A 22142-nucleotide genomic window follows, 5' to 3' on the forward strand; every position below is an offset into this window, starting at 1 on the left:
CCGCCAGTACAGAGGCGGGCGGGTACTTTATCTTTCAATGCAGCGTATTATTTTTTCTTGTAGATATTGGCGGTGCCATGGATTTTATTATCCGTTTGACCGGACGTTAATACCACAACATCGGCGCCTTTCTCTTCGGCTTTCTTCAGCAGCTCTTCTTTGGCATCTGCGACAGAAACTTCATTACTCGTTGAGATATCACCGATTTTTGTGTACTGCGACTCAACCTTTTCAAACTCAAGTTTTGTCATAAATTCCGCTGCATATACGTTGGTCACGACAAAAGCTAATGCACCAATAAGTACTTTAATTCCAGTTTTCATAGACCAGCTCCAGGTTTTGTTATGACGCCATCATCGATCCCTGAACATGAGATAACGCGATTCAAGGATGATTAATAACTAGTCCAGCCTGGATAAAAAATCCACACTCGGCATAAATATATAGAAATTTTGCGGCACAGAAAAAACCGCCCATCGAGTATCAGCGCAGCAACCGGTTCAAAGTTTCAATAGCCAGTGTGAGTTGATCCTCAGAACAACCAGCTCGCTGAAATTATAGTGTTAACTTTATGAATATTTGAGGAATGGTTGCCTATGGAACCGCTACACGCCGTCGTGCTCACCGTCAGCCTGTTTGTTTTAACCTTTTTTAACCCCGGCGCGAACCTGTTTGTGGTGGTGCAAACCAGCCTGGCGTCAGGGCGACGCGCGGGGGTGATGACCGGTCTGGGCGTGGCACTGGGCGATGCGTTCTACTCCGGGCTTGGCCTGTTTGGTATGGCGACGCTTATCACCCAATGTGAAGAGATATTCTCACTGATAAAAATCGTCGGCGGTGTCTACTTACTGTGGTTTGCCTGGAATAGCATACGCCATCAGGCGACACCGCAAATGCCCACGTTACAGCAGCCGATCTCCGCCCCCTGGTATGTATTCTTTCGTCGCGGGCTGTTAACGGATTTATCCAATCCGCAAACCGTACTGTTTTTTATTAGTATTTTCTCGGTCACCTTAAGCGCAGAAACCCCGACCTGGGCCAGGCTGATGGCATGGGCAGGCATTGTGCTTTCTTCTGTGATCTGGCGTATTTTTCTCAGTCAGGCGTTTTCTCTTCCTGCGGTGCGTCGTGCATATGGTCGCATTCAGCGCATTGCCAGCCGGGTAATTGGCGCCATTATCGGCGTCTTCGCCTTAAGGCTGATTTATGAAGGTATTTGCCATCGTTAATGCGTAAAGAGAGTTTCACTTGACCATCGTGACGTAATTGTCCGTAATACCGCCTGAATTTTTCAATCACATTTTGAGTGGCTGTGAGATGGAACAGGTTGATCCCGTAAATGACACATTACTCCTTACAGAATGGCGGGCGCTAATACGCCAGACATCCCCTGACGTTCATACGATCCTCACAGGGTTAAGCGACGATGAGATCCGCCATTTAGTGACCGTTTTTTATGACTACATGCTCTCTCATGCGGAGAGCGCGTTGTTTCTGAATACGGAGCAGGTCAGTACGCGACTGAGCGGCAGTATGTTTGACTGGTTGCGCAGCGTGCTCGGCAGCGCATATGGAGACCTCCCGCGCTTGCTGGCAAAACAGCGTGAAATTGGTGTGGTACACGCCCGTATCGGCCTGCCTATCGATCTGGTTAACCGCGGTGCGCGTAAGCTAAAAGAAGAGCTGTATCAGTTGCTGAAAAGTAAGGCAGACTACTCTGTCAGCCTGTTGACCGATGCTATCTGTTTCAGCAGTCTGGCGATGGACACTGCGCTGGAGGCCATGACCGTTTCCTACTCTCCGAGCTATCAAAACTCGCTGCACACGCAGGAGCAGTATCGCCTGCAGACCATTTACGACGACGTCAACGTCGAGCGCGAACGGCAAATCCGTTCGTTTACCGATTGGGAAAATCAGTTTATCTACAACATTGCGACCGGATTACCGTCCGGCGATCTGGTATTCCTGGCGGACTCAGATTTTGGTATGTGGTTCTCCCATAAAGGAAAACACATTCTTGGCAGCGGTAATCTGCTGGCAGAAATGGAATCCGTGATCGCTGAAATCGATAACCGTCTGACACAGGCACTCTCGAATCAGCAGCAGCCTGGCGAAACCGAACGGATGAGCTTATTGCAGGATGTCCGACAGCTCTCGGCCAAAATCCATTTTCTCCTCGCCTCAATGTTTGAAGCGCTGGTCAAACAGGAAAATGGCAAAGATTCGCTGACCCAGCTGCTTAATCGCCGCTTTATCCCAACTATTATGCGCCGTGAAATCTCGCTGGCGTTACATTCACGAAAACCCTTTACCCTGGCAATGCTGGACATTGATTATTTTAAGCAGATCAACGACAGCTACGGACATAATACTGGCGATATGACGCTGAAAAACGTCGCGGCCGTTATTTATGAGCACATCCGCAGTAGCGATTACGTATTCCGCTATGGTGGTGAAGAGTTTATGATCCTGCTGGTCGAATCAGACGAATCGCAGGCCTCGATTATTCTGGAAACACTGCGCAAGAAAATTGCCGAGCTACGTATCGCCGCTTCCATGACTGAATCCTTCTCTATTACCGTCAGTATCGGCGTTGCCGAATATGACTATCACCCCGACTACAAACAACTGGTTGATAAAGCCGATCGCGCGCTCTATCTGGCAAAAAGCCATGGCCGTAACCGCGTAGAAACGTACCGGGAATGACTGTCGTCCCTCACAGATAAATAAATACCCCGTTCAGGGTATTTATCTGACCTGTGATAAATATCGTGCTGTTATTTTTATACATGCCCATTAGCGTGATAAAAATGGCAGCCGATTAATAAGATGCAAATCAAATACACTATATATTTATAGCGGTAGCATATCCCGGTGATGAGTCTTCTTGAATGCAGGGGGAAATATGAGGGATAATAAAAGATCATGAACGGGAAAAAGAAAACGCGCTGGCAGCGCCGCCCTGGTACCGTCGGAGGGAAACTGCCGTGGAATGACTGGCGCAATGCCAGTAGCTGGAGAAAAGCCACCCAGTTTCTCCTGCTGGCTATCAATATCTATATTGGCGTGACGTTCTGGTATTGGGTTCGCTATTTCGAAACAGCCGGTACCAGCGTTTATATCCCAAGGCCCGGCGGTATTGAGGGATGGCTTCCCATTGCCGGTCTGATGAATATCAGATACACACTGGAAACCGGCTTTCTTCCCCCCATTCACGCTGCTTCCATGCTGCTGCTTGTTGCCTTTATCCTGATGAGTCTGCTGTTAAAAAAAGCGTTCTGCTCGTGGTTGTGCCCGGTGGGTACGCTGTCTGAGCTGATAGGTAATCTGGGCAAAAAAATAGTGGGTCGCAACTTCACCCTGCCGCGCTGGCTGGATCTCCCCTTGCTGGGCCTGAAATATCTCCTGCTGAGCTTCTTTCTGTATATCGCCCTGTCGATGCCAGCACAGGGGATTCAGTATTTTCTGATGTCAGCCTACGGCATGATTATCGACGTTAAGATGCTCGATTTCTTTCGTAATATCGGCACGACGACGCTCATCGTGGTGGCGGTTATCAGCATCATGAGCCTGTTTATTCGCAATGCGTGGTGCCGTTATCTGTGCCCTTATGGCGCACTGCTTGGCCTGTTCTCTTTGCTTTCGCCGTTTAAGATCCGCCGTAATGCCGACAGTTGCATCGATTGCGGCAAATGCGCAAAGAACTGCCCGTCGAATATTCCGGTCGATCGCTTAATTCAGGTACGCACCGTTGAGTGCACAGGATGTATGACCTGTGTGGAATCATGTCCGGTAGCCTCGACGCTGACCATGTCGCTGAAAACACCGCCTGGCGCACAATCAGGGCACAGCGCAGCGCCTAAACCATGGTGGCGACAAGGTAGGTTATCAGGGTGGACAATGACGCTACTGCTGCTCGGTATTCTGTTTGCCGCCATAGGTTATGCGGTGTACGCCAACGTCTGGCAGACGCCGGTGCCGGATCATATGTATTTCCAGTTGATCCCGAAGGCCAGAATGATCGGCCATTAATGGTTTGATCTGTCTGCATTTATGCCGGGTGGCGACGACACCCTACCCGGCCTACACAGCGGATATCACCGGTTTATTTCTTCGCCCCGGATTTACCAATGCCCCGATACAGTTCGTTAATCCGCTTCACGGATTTAATTGAACGCTGCGGCGCAGTAGAAGCGACAGACAGCACAATCATTTCCAGACACACCAGCACCGTACCGTGGAGCGGCATTTTCCCATTCTCGCCGCCGCGCGGCACGTTAATCACCACATCTGCTTCTTTACTAAAACGGGAGTCCAGCGCGTTCGTCAGTAAAATAACCGGGACACCCAACCGCCTGGCCTCGCGAATGGTCGTCAGCCCTTCCCGGTGCGGAGATTTCTGCGCCATCATGATCAGCACATCTCCACGCTGCAATGCGATCAGTTGCTCCGCGAGGTTAATCCCGGTGCGATTAAATGCTACCGCAGGCAGGCCAATACGGCTGAGCAGACGAGCGGTATAATCCGCCAATACGCCGGATGCGCCAATACCAAAAATTCCCACCTGACGGGCTTCTACCAGTAATGCCACCGCCTGGGCAATTGCATAGCGGTTTTGCGGTGTAGAAAGCGCTTCACAGGTACGCTGATGCCCCTGCAAGACAAAATCAATACTGGAGTTAACATCGCAAGAGAGCGTATTGACCGTGGTGGTCATCTTCTCTTCTGAGGTCACGCCAGGGCCAAACCAGTGTTCAATGGTCTGCTTTAAATCGCGCAACCCGGCAAACCCCAGCGCCTGAATTGCCCTGACCACCGTCGCGTCAGAAGTTTGCGTGGCGGCAGCGATTTCTATCGCCGTAAACTCCAGCACCACTTCGCGGTTTTCGTTGATATAACGCGCCACGGCCTGCATACGTGGCGAGAGCAAATGCGCCCGGGCGCGAAAACGGTCACCATAGACATCAATACGGTTTTTGGCTTTTTTCGCCGTCAGCATGGTTATTTAGCCTCCGGTAGCCATCGTCCGGCGATGTGCGTTTGCACCTGCGCCACCATCAGACTGAGCGAGGCATAGGAATTAGATATCGCCTCTTCACGGGAGAGTAAAACGTAATGTCCGCGCTGGCAGGCGGTCAGGAACTCACACCAGCCAGGCATCACCGCGTCCATCGCCGCGATTTCATCCTGCGGTTTACCGCCGGTATCGCCACGCCAGGTCGCGAAGACAAAATCGGCATCCAGTTCAGGCAGACGTTCCGCACTGACATCAATGCGTCCCCCCGGCGGAATACTGTCGATAAGCTTCGGGAAAGTGAAACCGGCATCGCGTAAAACTCGCCCCAGGGAATGATAGGTGTGCAACGCATTGATTTTGCCCTGATTGGCCTGTATTACCGCCACAGAGATGTGCTGCGTATCAACCGTCCGCTTGAGCTGGGCTATTTCTTCACGGTAGCGCCGTTCCAGCAATGCCAGCCGGTTCTGCGTACCGGTAAGCTGCGCCAGCTTGCGGTAGATTTCCGGCGCACCGCCATCAAGATGATCGATGCTGACCGTTGGCGCTATTTTTTCCAGTTGCTCAATCGGCGTGTTACGGCTGGGTTCGGTGATAATTAAATCCGGTTTCGCCGCCACAATGGCTTCAATATCAATGTCTGCCGTACCGATATACGTCATGTTCGAATTATCAAAATCCACGCCGGTCAGCAGCACGCCGGAGCGTAAAAAATGGCTACCGTCAGGACGCGTTCGGCCGTGACTGGCCACCGGAGGCACGCCCAGTTCGATCAGCGGAATAGTGATGTCGAGATCGTGCAATGACACAATGCGCTGCGGATGCCGCGGCACGGTCACCACTCGCCCGAGATCGTCAGTAAATGACTGAACAGGCACCGCCGCCTGGACGGTGCAGCCGACCAGCAGCAGCAATGAAAAGATTAAACGCATATACCCTCTTAACAATTACAAACGATCCCGGCGACGCCAGAGCAACAGCAAAAAGAACGGTCCACCGGCCAGGGCAATGACGATCCCGGCGGGGATTTGCAGTGGTGCGAACGCCAGACGCCCCACGGTATCGGTGACCAGCACCAGCAATGCACCGATCAACGCACTTCCCCACAGCAGCGCTGTTTGTCCGCCACGCAGCCAGAATCGTGCCATGTGTGGCGCCATCAACCCGACAAAACCAAGGCTGCCCACGCAGGCAACACTGGCAGCGGTGAGTACAACCGGCGCGAGAAAACGCAACAACGCCAGTCGGGATAAACGTACCCCCAGCCCCGTTGCCGTCGCATTGCCAAGCAACGCCACATCCGAAGCGCGCGCCGTGGCAAATAAGATGATGGCCGCAGGCAACGTCCAGACCAGTGCCACCAGCAGCAGTGGCCAGGTGGCGGCATGAAGGCTCCCCGCCAGCCAGACCAGAGCAGTCTGTACGTCACGGACATCGGCGGTGGTCATAAATACGCCCATTCCCGCGGCAAAGAACCACGACACGCCAATGCCTATCAACACGAAGCGAGGCCGGGAGAAATCACGGGCCAGCAGCATCACCAGTGCAGCGACCAGTGCGCCGCCGGCCATTCCCGCCAGGGGCCGCCAAACCAGACTTGCGGACGGGAAAAGCAGCACCAGGGCCAGCACCACCACGCAACTCCCTTCTTTGACACCGATAAGCCCGGGATCGGCCAACCCGTTGCGGGTGATAGATTGCATCGCCGCCCCGGCCAATCCGAGCATCGCCCCGCACAGAAGCGCCATCAGCAGTCGCGGCAGTCGTACATCCCAAACGACATACTGTTGCTGAGCCGTCAACGCCTGAGGGTCAAACACCGCCCGTCCGATAGCGGAAGCCGGAACCGGGAGCGACCCCTGCATCACGCCAAACAGCAGTAATGCGATTGCCAGCACCGTCAGGCTGAGGCTGTACAGCACGGTTTTGGGACGAATGACACGAGAAAATCCACCCACCCGCCATGCACGAAGCCCTGCACGTTGCAGCATATCGTTCATTTCAAAAACCTCGACGCAATGAAAATAAACGCCGGTGCGCCCACCAGGGCGGTCATAATCCCTGTAGCCAGCTCCTGCGGAGCCAGCACCGTGCGGGCGGCAATATCCGCCAGCAGCAGCAGCACCGCACCCAGCAATGCCGACGTAGGTAGCATCTGACGAATATCTTCTGTTACCAGACGGCGGGTAACATTAGGCACTAACAGGCCGATAAATCCCAGCGGCCCCACGACAGAAACTGCCGCACCGCACAACAGCGCAATGGCGATCATCGCCAGCAAGCGTATGCGCAGAATATTCACCCCTAACCCACAGGCCATACGGTCGCCGAGAGCCAGAATATTCAGGCCCGGCGCGATAGCGAGCGCCAGCACCATACCGGCAAGCGACGGGGGAACGGCACTTTTGACACTTTCCCAACGCAGACCCGCGAGATCACCTACCAGCCAGGTGCGCATTGCCAACAGGGTTTGTTCATCCAGAATCAGGATGGCCGCAGTAAGCGATGACACCATGGCCGACAGCGCCACGCCGCACAGCGTGACCTTCAGCGGCGTTAAGCCACCGCGCCCGGCAGATGCAAGCGCCATCACCAACGAAAAGAGTGCCGCAGCACCGCCTGCCGCCAGCAATGGCTGGCTTACCCCCGTCACGCCAAGCGCGGTGCACAACACAACGACAAACGCCGCACCGGCATTCAGCCCCAAAATATGCGGCTCTCCCAGCGGATTACGAATCAACGCCTGCAACAGCACCCCCGCAACACCTAATGCCGCGCCGACCAGCATCGCCGCCGTCATGCGCAGCAGACGTAAGGAGACAATAATCCGGTGGTCAAAATTTTTCGCGTCAAAGTGGAACAGCGCCTGCACGACGGTCTGCGGGCTGATAGTGCGTGCGCCCACACCCAGATGCACCACTGCCAGAACACACAACAGCAACGTTAACACGGGGAACGCCAGCATAATCCGGCCACGGCGACGAGCCAGTGTGCTTGCCATGACCGTCATTGCTCTTGCCCGCCCGGCGCGCGGAACGGCATAAAGAACGGTTTGCCGGTGAGAGGATTCACCGACATCTGCACGTCGACGTCAAACACGTGCTTAATCAACTCGGGCGTGCAGTTTTCGCCATCATGCACGACGCCCTGCAACGTCCCCTGTTTGAGGAACACCAGCATGTCCCCGTAATTCACGGCAAAATTCAGGTCATGCAGGACCACAACCACAGTACGGCCATGATGGCGAGTCAGTGAATGCAACAGTTCGAGGATCTCCACCTGATAGCGCAGATCGAGAAACGTAGTCGGCTCATCCAACAAGATGACCGGCGTTTGCTGTGCCAGCGCCATCGCAATCCAGCAGCGCTGACGTTGCCCACCGGAAAGGCTCTCTACCGGCAAATGCGCAAAATCAGCAGTTCCGGTTAACTGGAGTGCCTGCTCCACGGCGCGTTCGTCATCGTCCGTCCATTGCGAAAGCATGTTCTGCCAGGGAAAACGCCCACGCGATACCAGTTCAAAAACGGTAAGCCCTTCGGGCACCAATGGGGATTGCGGCAGGATGCCGAGCTGGCGTGAAACCGCTTTGGTGGGCTGTTGATGAATGGCTTTGCCATCCAGCAATACGCTGCCGCCGTGCGGTTTCAACATACGGGCGATAGTGCTTAACAACGTTGATTTACCCGAGCCGTTCGCCCCCACCAGTACCGTCATTTTGCCTTGCGGAATAGTGAGACAGATATCGTGGACAATGGTGTTATGGCGATAACCCGCAGAAAGCTGTTGTAGTTCAATGCCCGTTCTGTGGGCGATATTTTCCACATGCTGTGGCATGTTCACTCCTGCGCCGCCGCATGGCAAAGCCTGCATGCGTAACTCTCTAAATAAAAATAAAACTCATTCTCTTTGTGATCTTGCTGGCTTGCACTGTAGTAGTCAAGCAATTACACCCTGTAGTTACATCACCTGTCGCCAACAACTAAAGCACAAATAAAAAACGCTGAAAAACCAATGAAAATCATTCTTTTTCAATATATTGAAAATTAAATACCCTTAAAAAAACGACGGTTAAATTGCGTCGAATCGCTTGTAGTTTCTTTTTCATTTTTACGTTTACTACTACAAACACCCATGATTGAATGATTCTCAATTACACACCTGACGCCAGTAACGCTGGCTTACAGATGGATAAATGCAGGGCTGGCAAGCCGGGCAATGAATTGAATCAACCTGTTTCCCTGCCCATTTTTGGCAGGGTCTTTTGCGGAATAAATAAAATAATGGCTAAGTTAACGACTTACTTTTCGGGGATGAAAGGGCGGGCATTGTGCTCTGCTCTCTTTCTGGGCATGACAACAACACCTACGGTATTTGCAGCGGAGAAAGAGACGACTCCGCCTAAAGGGGAAGATACCATCACCGTTCGGGCAGATGCGTCGTCTGCCGATCAGGCCGTAACATCGGGTTATCAACCGCTGAGCTCGTCCACCGCGACGCTGACATCCATGCCATTGTTGGATATCCCGCAGGTGGTGAACACTGTCAGCGATAAAGTTCTGGAAGATCAGCATGTCACGACGCTGGACGAAGCGCTGTATAACGTCAGTAACGTCGTGCAAACCAACACATTAGGTGGCACACAGGATGCGTTTGTCCGCCGTGGCTTCGGCGCAAACCGTGACGGCTCGGTGATGACCAATGGTCTGAAAACCGTATTGCCGCGCAGCTTTAACGCCGCCACCTCACGCGTGGAAGTGCTGAAAGGCCCGGCCTCAACCCTGTATGGGATTCTCGATCCCGGCGGCCTGATTAATGTCGTCACCAAACGTCCGGAAACGCAGTTTGGCGGGTCGATTTCAGCAACCTCCAGCAGCTTTGGCGGCGGCACAGGGCAGTTTGACGTGACCGGGCCGATTGAAGGCACGCAGTTAGCCTATCGCCTGATTGGCGAATATCAGCATGAGGATTACTGGCGTAACTTCGGCACCAATCAGAGCAGCTTCATCTCTCCGTCCCTGACCTGGTTTGGCGACAAGGCCACCGTCAACGTGCTCTATTCACATCGCGACTATAAAGCCCCGTTCGATCGCGGCACCATTTTCGATCTCAACACCAAACACGCGGTGAATGTGGATCGCAAAACCCGTTTTGATGAGCCGTTTAATATCACCGATGGCGAATCGGATCTGGCGCAGCTGAATGCCGAATACCGTTTCAACAGCGAATGGACAGCGAAATTCGACTACAGCTTTAGCCAGGATAAATACAGCGATAACCAGGCTCGCGTGATGGCTTATGATTCTGCAAGCGGAAATCTGACCCGCCGTGTTGATGCCACTCAAGGCTCCACCCAGCGCATGCACGCCACACGTGCCGATTTACAGGGCAACGTCGATATCGCTGGCTTTTATAACGAGATCCTCACCGGCGTCTCTTATGAGAACTACGATCTGCTACGCACCGACATGATCCGCTGCAAGAACGTAAAAGGGTTCAATATTTATAATCCTGTCTACGGTACGTTGGGTAAATGTACTAACGTTTCTGCTGCTGATAGCGATCAGACCATTCAACAAGAGAGCTATTCTGCGTATGTGCAGGACGCGCTGTACCTGACCGATAAATGGATCGCCGTCGCCGGGATGCGTTATCAGTACTACACCGAATACGCTGGCAAAGGCCGTCCGTTCAACGTCAACACCGACAGTACCGACCAACAGTGGGTGCCCAAATTCGGTATGGTGTACAAACTGACGCCGTCGGTATCGCTGTTCGGTAACGTGTCGCGATCCTTCATGCCGCAATATTCTATCGCCAGTTATATTGGCGAATTGCCACCTGAAACCTCAACGGCTTATGAAGTGGGGGCAAAATTCGATATCTTTGACGGTATCACAGCCAATATTGCCCTGTTTGATATTGATAAACGCAATGTGCTGTACAACGAAATGATCAATGGCGAAACCGTGGCGAAAACGGCGGGTCGCGTGCGTTCACAAGGTGTGGAAGTGGATGTCGCCGGTTCGTTGACCACCAACACCAATATCATCGCCAGCTACGGTTATACCGCCGCGAAAGTGACGGAAGATCCTGATTACAAAGGTAAGCCGCTGCCTAATGTACCGAAGCATACCGGCTCATTATTCCTCACCTACGATATTCAGAATGCTTTTATGGGCAATACTCTGACGATTGGCGGTGGGGGTCATGGGGTGAGTCGCCGTTCCGCAACCAATGGCGCAGACTATTATCTGCCGGGCTATTTTGTCGCCGATGCCTTTGCCGCTTATAAAATGAAGCTGCAGTATCCGGTCACATTGCAGCTCAATGTGAAAAACCTGTTTGATAAGACCTATTACACCTCATCCATTGCCACCAATAATCTGGGTAATCAGATTGGCGATCCACGAGAAGTGCAGTTCACGGTGAAAATGGAATTCTGATCCTCTTCATCCATTACCCCTGCCAATTCTGGCAGGGTTTCCCGCTTATTCCGCCATTTTAAGATAATTGCACTTGTGCTGTCATCGCCCCGTTTATACAACCCTAAAGATCACCTGTAATTCGATGACTTTTATTTTGTTATGGGCGACTGGGGACCACAATAATGAATGGGATAACATCATGACTAAAACAAAACTGACGCTGCTATTACCTTTATTTTTAGCTGGCTGTTCAATGAGTGACGGAGAATTAAGAAATGCTTATGCTCAGCATTATCAGCAACCCGCCGCCTGGGTCGATATCTATAAGCAGAAAATAGCCGGGATGGATATTAATGCGCTGGCGCAATATGCCGCCGCAGAAGATAAGAAAAAAATGCGTGGTCAGCCAAGACTGAAGATCGACGAATTCATTACCATTGAGAACGTGCAGGCGAAAGGGAATCGGGTGGTCTACGATTACTCGCTGTCCGAGAGCTGGCTGGCGCTGTCCGCAGATAAACAGCGCGAGAAGCAGAGCAATATGAATAAAGATTTGATCTACCGAACCTGTTCGTTGGAAACGGTACGTCTGGCGCAGGCAAAAGGGCTGGAAGAAGAACATAACTATTACCGCCAGTATCCTGACAAGTTAGCCTTCACCCTGAGAACCAGCGCGCAGATTTGTATGCAAAACGGTTTTACTAAATAGCCGCAATCCACTATGCCTGATGCGCTGCGCTTATCAGGCCTACAATTTGCACGCTGCCGTATGCCGGATAAGGTGCCAGCGCCGCATCCGGCTTAAGCATCAGAATTTCCACGACACGCTACCAACAATGCTGCGTTCTGCGCCAAAGTAACAATAAGAAAGCGAGTTGCAGGCCGCTACATAGCGTTTATCGGTCAGATTGTTGACGTTCAATTGCGTGCTCAAACCTTTAATACCAATATTCGTTAAGTCGTAGCCAATCGCCAGATCCACCAGCGTATACGATGGCAGGGTGTGAGTATTCTGGCGATCGCTGGTAATACCGTTGACGTAACGCACACCTGAACCCAGCGTCAGGCCATCCAGCGGGCCGCTTTTTACATCGTAGCTTAACCAGGTACTGGCCTGATTGCGCGGCGCATAAACGGCACGCTTGCCCTGCTCTTCCGGGCTGCTTTTCTTATAGCGAATGTCGGTATAGGTATACGCCGCCTGCAGACGGAAACTATCCGTCAGTTGGCTAATCGCCTCCAGTTCTACCCCTTCAGACTCAATTTCCCCAATCGAGCGATACGGATCGGTCGGCTCTTCTTTGGTGGCAATGTTGGTCTGATTAATACGGAATAGCGACGCGCTAAACTGGCTATTCAACCCTTCAGGTTCATATTTCAGGCCGGCTTCCCACTGCTTGCCTTTCATTGGATCCAGCAAATTACCGTTCTCATCGGCAAAGCTGGTTGGTGTAAAGGCGGTGGAATAACTCACGTACGGCGCAAAGCCGTTATCAAACAAATAAAGCAGCGCGGCGCGGGTGCTGAAGTTGTTTTTATCCAGATCGCTGCGGGTATCGTTTTGCTTATCAATGTTAGAGACGCTGACCTGATCGTAGCGACCACCGAGCGTAATACGCCAGCGATCCCATGACATCTGATCCTGCAAATAGTAACCCGTCTGGCGCAGCTTGTGCTTTTCACGCGCATACATGTCGATGTAGTCAGGCTTTGTGCCGTACACTGGGTTAAAGGCGTCAATCGGCGGGAACGCCCCGTAGTAGCCGGTGGTATTGTTACTGCGATCCTGATAGTCGATCCCCACCAGCAGACGGTGGTTAACCTGCCAGGTATCAAAGCTGCCGTCGAGCTGGTTATCCAGCGTAATCGCCGACATTTTTTCATCAGAGCCGGAGTAGCCGCGATTAAGCTCGGTTTTATTCAGCCAGCCCGACGCATACACCTGGTTCAACTCCACATCGGTATGCAGGTAGCGCAGTTTTTGCCGCACCGACCAGCCGTTATCAAACAGGTGCTCAATGTTGTAGCCCACCATATTTTCGCGGCGATCGTACTTATCGTAATCATCCTCACCTTCATAAAAGGTGTTGGAGATCTTTTGCCCGTAATGTGGAACCACGGTACCGTCATATGGCAGACCGGAGTGGCTACCGCCTTCGGGGTCACGGTGCAGATAGGCCATCAGATCCAGACGCGTCTGGTCAGTGATGCGCCAGGTGAGGCTCGGCATCAACGCGTAGCGCTCTTCTTTCAACGGGCCGAACTGCGAATCAGCATAGCGCGTCATGCCACTCAGGCGCGCCGCCACGCGGTCGTTATCGTCCAGCGCCCCGGTGACATCAAACGCGGCGCCGCGCTGATTGTTGTTGCCAGCAAACAGCTTCACTTCTCCGCCCGCATCAAACGACGGTTTACGTGATGTCAGCGCCACAATACCGCCCGGAGAGGAACGGCCATACAGTACAGAAGCCGGGCCGCGCACCACTTCGATATCTTCAAGGAACCACGGATCGACCACCAGCGAACTGTGTGAGTTAGTGTCGCCCATCATCTTCAGACCATCGAGATAGACGTTGTCCAGACTACCATCGGAGAAACCGCGCAGCACAATGTAGTCAAAGCGGTTGGAGGCACCAATCTGATTGCTGTACACCCCAGGTGTGTAGCTAACAGCCTGCCGCACGCTGGTTGCGCCCTGCTCTTCAAACTGTTCACGGGTAACGATCGATACCGACTGCGGCGTTTCGATATCCGGTGTGGCAAGCTTGGTCGCCCCACTCTGCATTTGCGAAGTGACAACCACCGTATCGTTTTTTGTTGTTTCCTGCGCCAGCAGAGGAAAAGCTACGCTACCGGTCACCCATCCTACCAGCAGCGCCAACCGAGTCTTTGCGAACATGAACATCTCCCAAGGCATGTCTAATTGTAAATGAGAATTATTGCCATTTTTGTATCAGGAGTCGCTATGCCGAATGCCAGGTTGCGTATGCGCAACGCCAAATTATTAATCTGCCACGCGCATAAAACGGGAAAATGGATTAGCAAAGTTTGAGAACATCACCAGGCGGGAAGCCATAGCGACGACGAAAGGCTGTGGAAAAGTTTGTGGCGTGCTGGTAGCCAGACATCCATGCGGCTTGCTGTACGCTATACCCTTCCAGTAAATAGCCACGCGCGCGTTCCAGGCGGCGGTCGCGCAGGTAGTCAAACACCGAGCAACCATAGGCCATGCGAAATTTACTGCGCAAACTGCTGGGGCTCATTGCTGCGCGCTGCGCCAGCTCGTTAAGCGTGTAGTCATTTTCAGGGGTTTGCTCCAACAGACGACGCACCCTTTCCAGCCGTTGCTGCTCGCCACTGGCAGCGAGACATTTACCGCTCTCTACCTGACAAACGCTGAGACCGTGACCAAATAATTGTAGAATCAGTCCTTCCAGCATCAACTGGCGGGAAACATGGCTAAGCGAGCTCTGCTGCGCATATTGTAATCCGCTGAGTAAAAAACCCGGCACCTGCCAAATAAGCGTTGGCGTCTGGCAGTTTTCCCACTCACGCATAAGGGATTCAAGTAATCCTGTGCGCCATGCCCCGTCAGGATACAACCCGAGTGATAGCGTCCGTAGCTTGCAGTCTGCAGGGTGACGGGCGCTCATCGCCTGGCGTTCACTCAGACGCGAACTAAACGCCATGCCGGAACGTACCACATGTTCCTGCCCGTTGAGCGTCAGTATCACGCAACCTTCCAGCACCACCAGCATATACAAGGGGCTACTGTGCCGGGAGGTGGTTTCATACGGTTGCAACACCTGTACATCAGAGTGTGTGACGCACATCCCGCAAGGGAGCATCATCTCCTCTACTTCCCCTTGCAAAACGGCACTGGAACACGGAAGACCCGGTTTTTGTGTCAGCAATGGAAAACGGTAATCGATCCCGTAGCGCTCACCAAAGTCCCTAAACTCACTGACGGAGAAGGTGCGGGTAGAACGTCCGGATGCATTCTGGGCGGTGGTGTTGTTCATGCTGTCTTCTGCACAAGAAATGGAATTTGCAACGTACGATGGGTGGCAACATTACCATTACCCGCACAGCACAACAATAATAATGAGAATTGTTATCAATATGGTATTCGGCGGGTTATTCCAGCCAGAGCAGTTCTGCCATGTCAGCCTCAGGTGCAGCTTCTTTTAACCAGCGATACAGCAACTCAATATTTCGAAGCCGGGTTGACGCTTTTGGCCAGACGAGGTAATAGCCTTCTCCTGTCGCGACGGCCTGTTTAAACGGTAACGCCAGCATCCCGGTCTGAATAGCCGTCAGGCTTAATAGCAGATCGGCGACCGCGATCCCATGCCCGCTCATTGCCGCAAGACTCCCCTGTTCCAGGGTATCGAACACTTTGCCACGTGCCAGGTTCAACGCAGGAAATGCCCCGGTACGCTGCAGCCAACGACGCCAGTCGCGGCGATCGGCAGAAGGATGAATCAATTCACAGACGGCGATATCACCTTGCGCCTGAGCCTGCAACGCAGGTGCGCATACCGGGATAAGCCACTCCTGAAACAGCAAACGGCTGTCCGTATCCTCGCCAAAATAACCATTCCCCAACAGGATTGCGCAGTCATACGGTTCGCGGCTGAATGCGACGGAATCGGTGTCCATCCACACGCTGGAGATTTCAATCACCGGCGTTGGATGGGCTTCCCGGAAATGACGTAGCACATCCAGCAGCCAGCGCATGGTCAACGTTGAGGGGGCTTTCAACCGCAGCGCATGACTGCGGCTACGAAAAGCATGGCAGGCGTGTTCTAAACTCTGAAACCCGGCCGTCAGTTGTTGCGCTAACCCCTGTCCTGAAGGCGTTATCTCAATTCGGGGGCCGCTACGAACAAACAGTTCGCAGCCAAACCAGGCTTCCAGTGTGCGGATATGACGGCTTACCGCACCAGGCGTGACGTTCAGTTGAATAGCCGCTTTACTAAATGATCCCAGACGGGCAGCAGCTTCAAAAGCTCTCAGGGCATACAGAGGGGGTAGCGTCATCATCGGCTTCTATGTTGAGTTTTACTCACAGTAGAGCGCAGTTTTATTCGTTTTTCAATGTGACACGCAAGCGGAATACTGATGAAAAATAACGTCAGGATCATCAGATATGAATCTCGCTTTACTGGCTGTATACAGCCTCTCGGTGCTAACACTATTACTAACACCAGGCCCTGTTGTGGCGCTGATTACCGCGACGGCGGCACAGTACGGCTATCGCCAGGCCTTTATGACGCTATGCGGAACTAACGGTGCTTCATTGCTACTACTTGCGCTTGCTGCGCTGATGCTGGCGGGAGTGGTATCACTCTCTCCACTGCTGCTGTGTGTGCTGTGTCTCGCCGGATCGCTGTATATCGGCTATAGCGCGTTTTGCAGCCTGTGGGCAAGAAATCAAGCCGCCAGCGAAGACTCTCGCCAGCCGTCTCATGGGGGATTTATCAACGGTTTTCTGATTGGCGTGTCAAACCCGAAAGATATTCTGTTCTTCGTTTCATTCTTTCCACAGTTCATCACCATTACACATAATTTCGCCACCAGCATGCTGATACTCACGCTGGTATGGATCATTTTTGACGTTGCCGTTCTGTCGTTTTATATCGTGATTTTCAAACGCTGGATGCCCATGCGGTTTGTCAGATACAGCGTTTTTATCTCATCCCTGTTCCTACTGGCGGTAGCGGTGTTTGGCACTATCTATAATGTGGCCGCACTGCGGTTACAGATCACAAATTAGCGTCATAAGGGCTCCCCTCTAGGGACTGCCGGTTATCATTCACCATGTAAATACCTTTCAACTCAATCCGAGGCTTTGATGCTGGAGAATGTCATCATCAGATAATCAGTTTGCCGACCTTATCAGGCCGGACTGGTTATCAATGCGCTGAAATCGAATGCGGACACCGCAGTGTGTTTGCACGTTTTGCACATGATGATCACGTCCACGACAGCGCTGGCCGCGTCACATCCGTTGAATGTTATAGCCGTGAAGGATTGCTGCTCTGCGACTGCACGCTTGAGGTGTTTAAAAAGCTCAGAACCAAAAAGTTGATCAAATCCGTTGCAACGATAATTTTTTGCAGTCGGTATAGCCGGATAGGTTATACCGACCTGCAAAGCCAGTACCCGTTACTTCATTAATACTTCAACAAATTTAGCCAACCAGGCAGGATGAGCAGGCCATGCCGGCGCGGTAATCAGATTGCCGTCGACGTGCGCCTGATCAATCCCGATATCGGCATAATGCCCACCGCTTAACCGAACTTCTGGCGCACACGCTGGATACGCGCTGCAGGTCCGGTTTTCTAACACTCCGGCTGCCGCCAGCAGTTGCGGGCCATGACACACAGCGGCGATAGGTTTACCCGCAGAGTTAAAGTCTTGTACCAGTTGAATGACATCCGGATTCAGACGTAAATACTCCGGCGCCCGCCCGCCAGGGATCAACAAGGCGTCATAATCCGCCTCGCGCGCATCAGAGAAATTCGCATTCAAGGTGAAGCGATGCCCTGGTTTCTCACTGTAGGTCTGCGCCCCATCAAAATCGTGAATGGCGGTCTGAACATAGTCACCTTGTTTTTTATCCGGACAGACGGCATCAACCCGATGACCGAGCATTTGCAGAGCCTGGAAAGGCACCATCGTTTCATAATCTTCGACATAATCCCCGACCAGCATCAGAATCTTCTTCATGCACATCCCCCACTCACGGTTATTAATAATGAGAAATAACGGCCATCTTTACTATAGTTCACACGACTCGGGACATTAATAAATACCGCAGAACAATCGGCTGGATCACAGTCTACACAGAGACCCGTCAGAAGGGTCTTTTATGAGTTAGATAACGCAAAGTGCATTTGATAAATATAAATTATCTATAAATATATTGTTGCGAAATTCTAATACCGGCAAGTTTTACCTGTCATATTTAATATCGCTAATTGCAACATATAATCTCTGTGTTATATTTCACCTGGAATTCAGGTGGCTTTTTTTATTTATTATTGAATAAATAAAAAAAGCCATATTATTTATCTTCTATACCCTAAATAATTCGAGTTACAGGAAGGCGGCGATGCAACGAATCCCCAGGAGCGTACACCAGTAGGTGACTGGGGTGAGTGAGCGCAGCCAACGCAGGGGCTGCCTGAAGATACACCTCTTACTGCCACCTGGATGGCATTTAGTGCCAGTGCGGGGATCAGAGAAGCTCCCCCATTTCCCGTGGTACGGAAAATTTGGCGCGCCGCAACAGCCTCGTTAGCGGCCCCTCCTTCTTTGCTAATAAAGCGGTGTATTAAAAATAAACGGCAGGTCAATTTATAGGCATCGATAATGAATAAAGCATGGTCTGCGCGGTTTACAGCATGCAAGAACCTTCACTCATACCGAGAGGACAGGACCATGAAGATGCACGCCAGGACGAAAATACTGCCGTTGATTTGCCTGATCTCAGGCGGGCTGCTCTACTCCGCTGCAGCCAGCGCCATGGGAAATGACGATACCACCACACCAACATGCCCGAAGGGTCAGGTTTACGACAACAAAACCCAAAAATGTTTGCCAGAAAAAAGCAGCATGATCGACGATCAGGATAAAACGCAGTATGCGTATCACCTGGCGAAAACCGGCCATTATCAGGATGCCATCAATTTACTCGATACCTTACAGCAGCCCAATACGCGTGAAGCCTGGAACTATCGAGGCTACGCGACACGCAAGCTAGGGCGTACGGATGAAGGGATAAGTTACTACCAACGATCGATTGCCCTTGATCCGCACTATGCGAGAGTGCGCGAATATCTTGGGGAAGCATGGATGGTTAAAGGCCGCCCCGACCTGGCGAAAGCGGAGCTGGCAACCATTAAGAATATCTGCGGCACCCAATGCGAAGAGTATCGCGATCTGAAGGCCGCGATCGACGGACACCCAGAGTCATAGACCGGAAGCGCCAAAAAAATCACCGTCAACGATGCGCATTTTCAATGGATACAGTCGTTGGATCGCATCGTCGACATACCGTTTATTGCCTCAGAAATTTGCGGAGAATGTAGGCAGTTCACAACTCTGTCGTCCCTCGATTACGGTTCGTATTTTCGCATGATAGGCTTTTCAGATGACCCTTTCTGCTCTGGCCGCTGCGGACTACATGAAACTCAGATTGTCCTTTCAGGTAAAGCTGTTCCTCTCACTGGTGGCTTTTTCCTGCCTTCTGCTGGCGCTGCTTGGCGTATTGCTGTTTCACTTTATCGACCGTCAGTTGCACCACGATTTGGGCCAACGCGCGCGCGTACAGGCCAGCGAAATTGCCCTGATTCCCGGTCTGGCAGAAAAAGTACAGCAGCGGGATATTCCCGGTATCGCACAACTGATTCAGCCGCTGCGTGCCGAAAGCGACGCCAGCTATATTGTGATTGGTGATGCGCGTGAACAGCATCTTTACCACTCAGAATCCCCGGAGCGCCTTAACCTGCCGATGATCGGCGGCGACAATGCTGATGTACTGAAGGGCAAAACCATTATCACAGTGCGTAAGGGCGGGATCGGTGTCTCGTTACGCAGTAAGGCACCTATTTTCGATAGCCATCATCAGGTAATCGGCATTGTCTCCGTCGGTTACCTCACCTCCTACATCGCCAATATCAACGCCCGACTGCTGTGGCGCACCGGAATGTACGGCTTTGCCCTGCTGCTGCTGCTGTTTATTTTTTCCTGGTTACTGACCCGCACGCTGAAAAAACAGATGTTCGGCCTGGAACCCAAAGATATCGCCCAGTTGGTGCTACAGCAAAAGGCGTTACTGGAGGCCATGTACGAAGGTGTGTTTGCGGTGAATGCCGATAAGCGGCTAATACTCATCAACCGCGCCGCCAGGGAGATGCTCAATATTCGCCAGAGTGAACAAGCGCTGCTCGGCAAGCCGCTGGATGAGGTGATTCAACTGCCACCGTCGTTTTTCGCGCCAGGCAATACCGCTTATGACAGCCGCCATCACGATCATATTACCGTCCTGAATCAACGGGAAACCATCGTCAACCGCGTGGCTATTGAAGTCGAGCCGGGCACCCAAAGCGGTTGGGTATTCAGCTTCCGCGATAAGAACGATATCAATACGCTCAGCAGCCAACTCAGCCAGGTGACCCGCTATGCCGATAACCTGCGCATCATGCGCCACGAGCAGCTCAACTGGACGGCGACGCTCGTCGGTCTGCTGCAAATGCAGCGCTATGACGATGCGCTGCGTTATATCCAGGTACAGTCAGAGGGGGCCCAGCAGGTGCTGGATTTCCTCTCCAGGCAGTTTGTCTCTCCGGCGCTGTGCGGCCTGCTGCTGGGGAAATATGTCGGTGCCCGCGAGAAAGGCGTTGAGCTGGTTTTCGATCCCGCCTGCCAGCTCTCGCGCCTGCCGGAAGGACTGAGCGAAACGGAGCTGATGTCAGTCATTGGTAATCTGGTGGACAACGCTGTCGATGCCACGCTGAAAACGCCAGCACGTACCGCGCCGGTGGAAGTGTATATATCGGATCGCAACCACGAACTGGTGATTGAAGTGGCTGACCGGGGCTGTGGCGTTGATGAGGCCATGAAGCCGCATATTTTTGAGCAAGGCTTTACCAGTAAACCCACTGACAGCAGTGAACTCACCGGTTCAGAACATGGTATTGGCCTGTACCTGGTCGTGGGCTACGTTCGTCGGGCAGGTGGCAGCATCGAAATAAGCAATAACATCCCACAGGGTACCGTATTTTCGGTTTTCATCCCGTTCCAGATTTCTCTTTCAACAGGATCTTCCCATGACTGATATCCGCCCTCTTGAGGTTGTTATTGTTGAAGATGAGCCGCATCTCGCACAGTTGCATCGGGAGTTTATTGAGCAAAACTTCCATCTGCGCATCGTGGGAATCGCGGGATCGCTGGAACAGGCCCGCGAACTGCTCCTCCTCCATCAGCCACGTCTGCTGCTGCTGGACAACTATTTGCCGGACGGTCAGGGCGTTGAGCTTATTGATAGCCCACTGCTCAAACAGTTTGAATGCTCGGTGATATTCATCACCGCCGCCAGCGATATGCAAACCTGCAGCCATGCTATGCGCAGCGGCGCGTTTGACTACCTGCTAAAACCCGTATTTTCCCACCGTCTGCGGGCCTCGCTGGAGCGCTTTATGTTGCTGGTACACACTCTGCGGCAGGTGAAGGTTGTTGACCAACATGCACTGGATAAACTGTTCAATTTACCCGCGGGTGAGGCATCAACCCAGCCATCAACAAAGGGCATTGAACCTGCAACGCTTGAGCGGGTGAAGCGTATTTTCAGCGAACATCCTGACACCAGTTGGTCAGTCGAACAGGTGGTGGAAGACGCAGGGATCAGTAAAACTACGGGTCGCCGCTATCTGGAGTATTGCGTGGAGATTGGGTTTGTTGTGATTGAGATTCAGTATGGGAATATTGGGCATCCAAGGCGGTTGTACCGGAAGGGGGCTGATTGACAACTCCGTAGGCCGGATAAGCGAAGCGCCATCCGGCTGCGTTCCGTATAGTGCCGGATGGCGCTTCGCTTATCCGGCCTACAGCGGTGAGCATTCCGTTCTCTCAAATCCCTGCGCTCACGGTTTCTATGGTGTTAATTACCGAAACAACGCCAGCAATCACAT

At 52.5% G+C, this 22142-nt stretch carries 19 protein-coding genes and 1 pseudogene; 10 read left to right on the forward strand and 10 right to left on the reverse strand.

The features are described from left to right. Positions 1–47: 47 nt before the first annotated feature. The gene (yahO, locus tag IB196_RS17665) at positions 48–323 is read right to left on the reverse strand and encodes a DUF1471 family periplasmic protein YahO (protein ID WP_040232817.1); all 276 of its coding nucleotides are present in this window, start codon (positions 321–323) and stop codon (positions 48–50) included. A 273-nt stretch (positions 324–596) separates the two neighbouring features. Here yahO and IB196_RS17670 point away from each other — a divergent pair, with 273 nt between their 5' ends. The 3 genes from IB196_RS17670 to IB196_RS17680 all read left to right on the forward strand — a co-directional run bounded on the left by IB196_RS17670 (position 597) and on the right by IB196_RS17680 (position 4032). Continuing rightward, on the forward strand, positions 597–1229 hold the full coding sequence (locus tag IB196_RS17670; protein WP_040232821.1) for a LysE family transporter: 633 nt from the start codon (positions 597–599) through the stop codon (positions 1227–1229). A gap of 88 nt (positions 1230–1317) precedes the next feature. After that, complete coding sequence (locus tag IB196_RS17675; RefSeq protein WP_005127928.1) at positions 1318–2706, forward strand: diguanylate cyclase; 1389 nt, start codon at positions 1318–1320, stop codon at positions 2704–2706. A gap of 219 nt (positions 2707–2925) precedes the next feature. After that, positions 2926–4032 (forward strand): 4Fe-4S binding protein, encoded by a 1107-nt coding sequence (locus IB196_RS17680; protein ID WP_188232282.1) that lies wholly within the window; start codon positions 2926–2928, stop codon positions 4030–4032. Between the two features lie 73 nt (positions 4033–4105). Here IB196_RS17680 and IB196_RS17685 read toward each other — a convergent pair whose 3' ends face one another. Genes IB196_RS17685 through IB196_RS17705 form a run of 5 tightly spaced genes read right to left on the reverse strand, consistent with a single transcriptional unit; the run spans position 4106 to position 8851 of the window. After that, positions 4106–4999 (reverse strand): MurR/RpiR family transcriptional regulator, encoded by an 894-nt coding sequence (locus IB196_RS17685; RefSeq protein WP_005127925.1) that lies wholly within the window; start codon positions 4997–4999, stop codon positions 4106–4108. 2 nt (positions 5000–5001) lie between these two features. Further along, complete coding sequence (locus IB196_RS17690; protein WP_005127924.1) at positions 5002–5949, reverse strand: iron-siderophore ABC transporter substrate-binding protein; 948 nt, start codon at positions 5947–5949, stop codon at positions 5002–5004. Between the two features lie 15 nt (positions 5950–5964). Beyond that, positions 5965–7017: an iron ABC transporter permease gene (locus tag IB196_RS17695; protein WP_149691312.1), complete on the reverse strand. Its 1053-nt coding sequence runs from the start codon at positions 7015–7017 to the stop codon at positions 5965–5967. Next, complete coding sequence (locus tag IB196_RS17700) at positions 7014–8027, reverse strand: iron ABC transporter permease (protein ID WP_155021627.1); 1014 nt, start codon at positions 8025–8027, stop codon at positions 7014–7016. The genes IB196_RS17695 and IB196_RS17700 overlap by 4 nt, the downstream gene beginning before the upstream one ends. Beyond that, positions 8024–8851: an ABC transporter ATP-binding protein gene (locus IB196_RS17705; protein ID WP_040232828.1), complete on the reverse strand. Its 828-nt coding sequence runs from the start codon at positions 8849–8851 to the stop codon at positions 8024–8026. Before IB196_RS17705 ends, IB196_RS17700 begins: the two co-directional genes overlap by 4 nt. A 446-nt stretch (positions 8852–9297) precedes the next feature. Here IB196_RS17705 and IB196_RS17710 point away from each other — a divergent pair, with 446 nt between their 5' ends. Beyond that, entirely contained in the window at positions 9298–11460 is a 2163-nt protein-coding gene (locus tag IB196_RS17710; RefSeq protein ID WP_188232281.1) for a TonB-dependent siderophore receptor, read from the forward strand. A 181-nt stretch (positions 11461–11641) separates the two neighbouring features. Continuing rightward, the gene (locus IB196_RS17715) at positions 11642–12151 is read left to right on the forward strand and encodes a hypothetical protein (RefSeq protein ID WP_040232832.1); all 510 of its coding nucleotides are present in this window, start codon (positions 11642–11644) and stop codon (positions 12149–12151) included. 99 nt (positions 12152–12250) lie between these two features. On the opposite strand, the gene foxA is transcribed toward IB196_RS17715, so the two are convergent. The 3 genes from foxA to IB196_RS17730 all read right to left on the reverse strand — a co-directional run bounded on the left by foxA (position 12251) and on the right by IB196_RS17730 (position 16485). Next, positions 12251–14359: a ferrioxamine B receptor FoxA gene (foxA, locus tag IB196_RS17720; protein ID WP_188232280.1), complete on the reverse strand. Its 2109-nt coding sequence runs from the start codon at positions 14357–14359 to the stop codon at positions 12251–12253. A gap of 121 nt (positions 14360–14480) precedes the next feature. Continuing rightward, on the reverse strand, positions 14481–15464 hold the full coding sequence (locus IB196_RS17725) for an AraC family transcriptional regulator (protein ID WP_005127915.1): 984 nt from the start codon (positions 15462–15464) through the stop codon (positions 14481–14483). 115 nt (positions 15465–15579) lie between these two features. Then, positions 15580–16485 (reverse strand): LysR substrate-binding domain-containing protein, encoded by a 906-nt coding sequence (locus IB196_RS17730; RefSeq protein ID WP_149691364.1) that lies wholly within the window; start codon positions 16483–16485, stop codon positions 15580–15582. A gap of 109 nt (positions 16486–16594) precedes the next feature. On the opposite strand from IB196_RS17730, the gene IB196_RS17735 reads away from it, so the two are divergent. Then, entirely contained in the window at positions 16595–17221 is a 627-nt protein-coding gene (locus IB196_RS17735) for a LysE family translocator (protein WP_188232279.1), read from the forward strand. A gap of 200 nt (positions 17222–17421) precedes the next feature. Then, a pseudogene (locus tag IB196_RS17740) lies at positions 17422–17625 on the forward strand (YjhX family toxin); the annotation flags it as partial. On the opposite strand, the gene IB196_RS17745 reads toward IB196_RS17740, so the two are convergent. Beyond that, positions 17614–18183 carry a DJ-1/PfpI family protein gene (locus IB196_RS17745; RefSeq protein ID WP_276683062.1) on the reverse strand — a complete coding sequence of 190 codons (570 nt, stop codon included), beginning with the start codon at positions 18181–18183 and terminating at the stop codon, positions 17614–17616. The pseudogene IB196_RS17740 and the gene IB196_RS17745 sit on opposite strands and share 12 nt — an antisense overlap. A 708-nt stretch (positions 18184–18891) precedes the next feature. On the opposite strand from IB196_RS17745, the gene IB196_RS17750 reads away from it, so the two are divergent. From IB196_RS17750 to IB196_RS17760, 3 genes are all read left to right on the forward strand, one after another. Beyond that, the gene (locus IB196_RS17750; protein WP_155021634.1) at positions 18892–19428 is read left to right on the forward strand and encodes a tetratricopeptide repeat protein; all 537 of its coding nucleotides are present in this window, start codon (positions 18892–18894) and stop codon (positions 19426–19428) included. Positions 19429–19636: 208 nt separating this feature from the next. After that, positions 19637–21289 (forward strand): sensor histidine kinase, encoded by a 1653-nt coding sequence (locus tag IB196_RS17755; RefSeq protein WP_188232278.1) that lies wholly within the window; start codon positions 19637–19639, stop codon positions 21287–21289. Next, positions 21282–21977, forward strand: coding sequence for a response regulator (locus IB196_RS17760; RefSeq protein ID WP_005133548.1), 696 nt, complete (start codon positions 21282–21284; stop codon positions 21975–21977). Before IB196_RS17755 ends, IB196_RS17760 begins: the two co-directional genes overlap by 8 nt. Positions 21978–22142: the final 165 nt, after the last annotated feature.

The sequence above is a fragment of the Citrobacter sp. C6_1 genome, from assembly GCF_014596835.2.
Classification (GTDB): Bacteria; Pseudomonadota; Gammaproteobacteria; order Enterobacterales; family Enterobacteriaceae; genus Citrobacter; species Citrobacter pasteurii.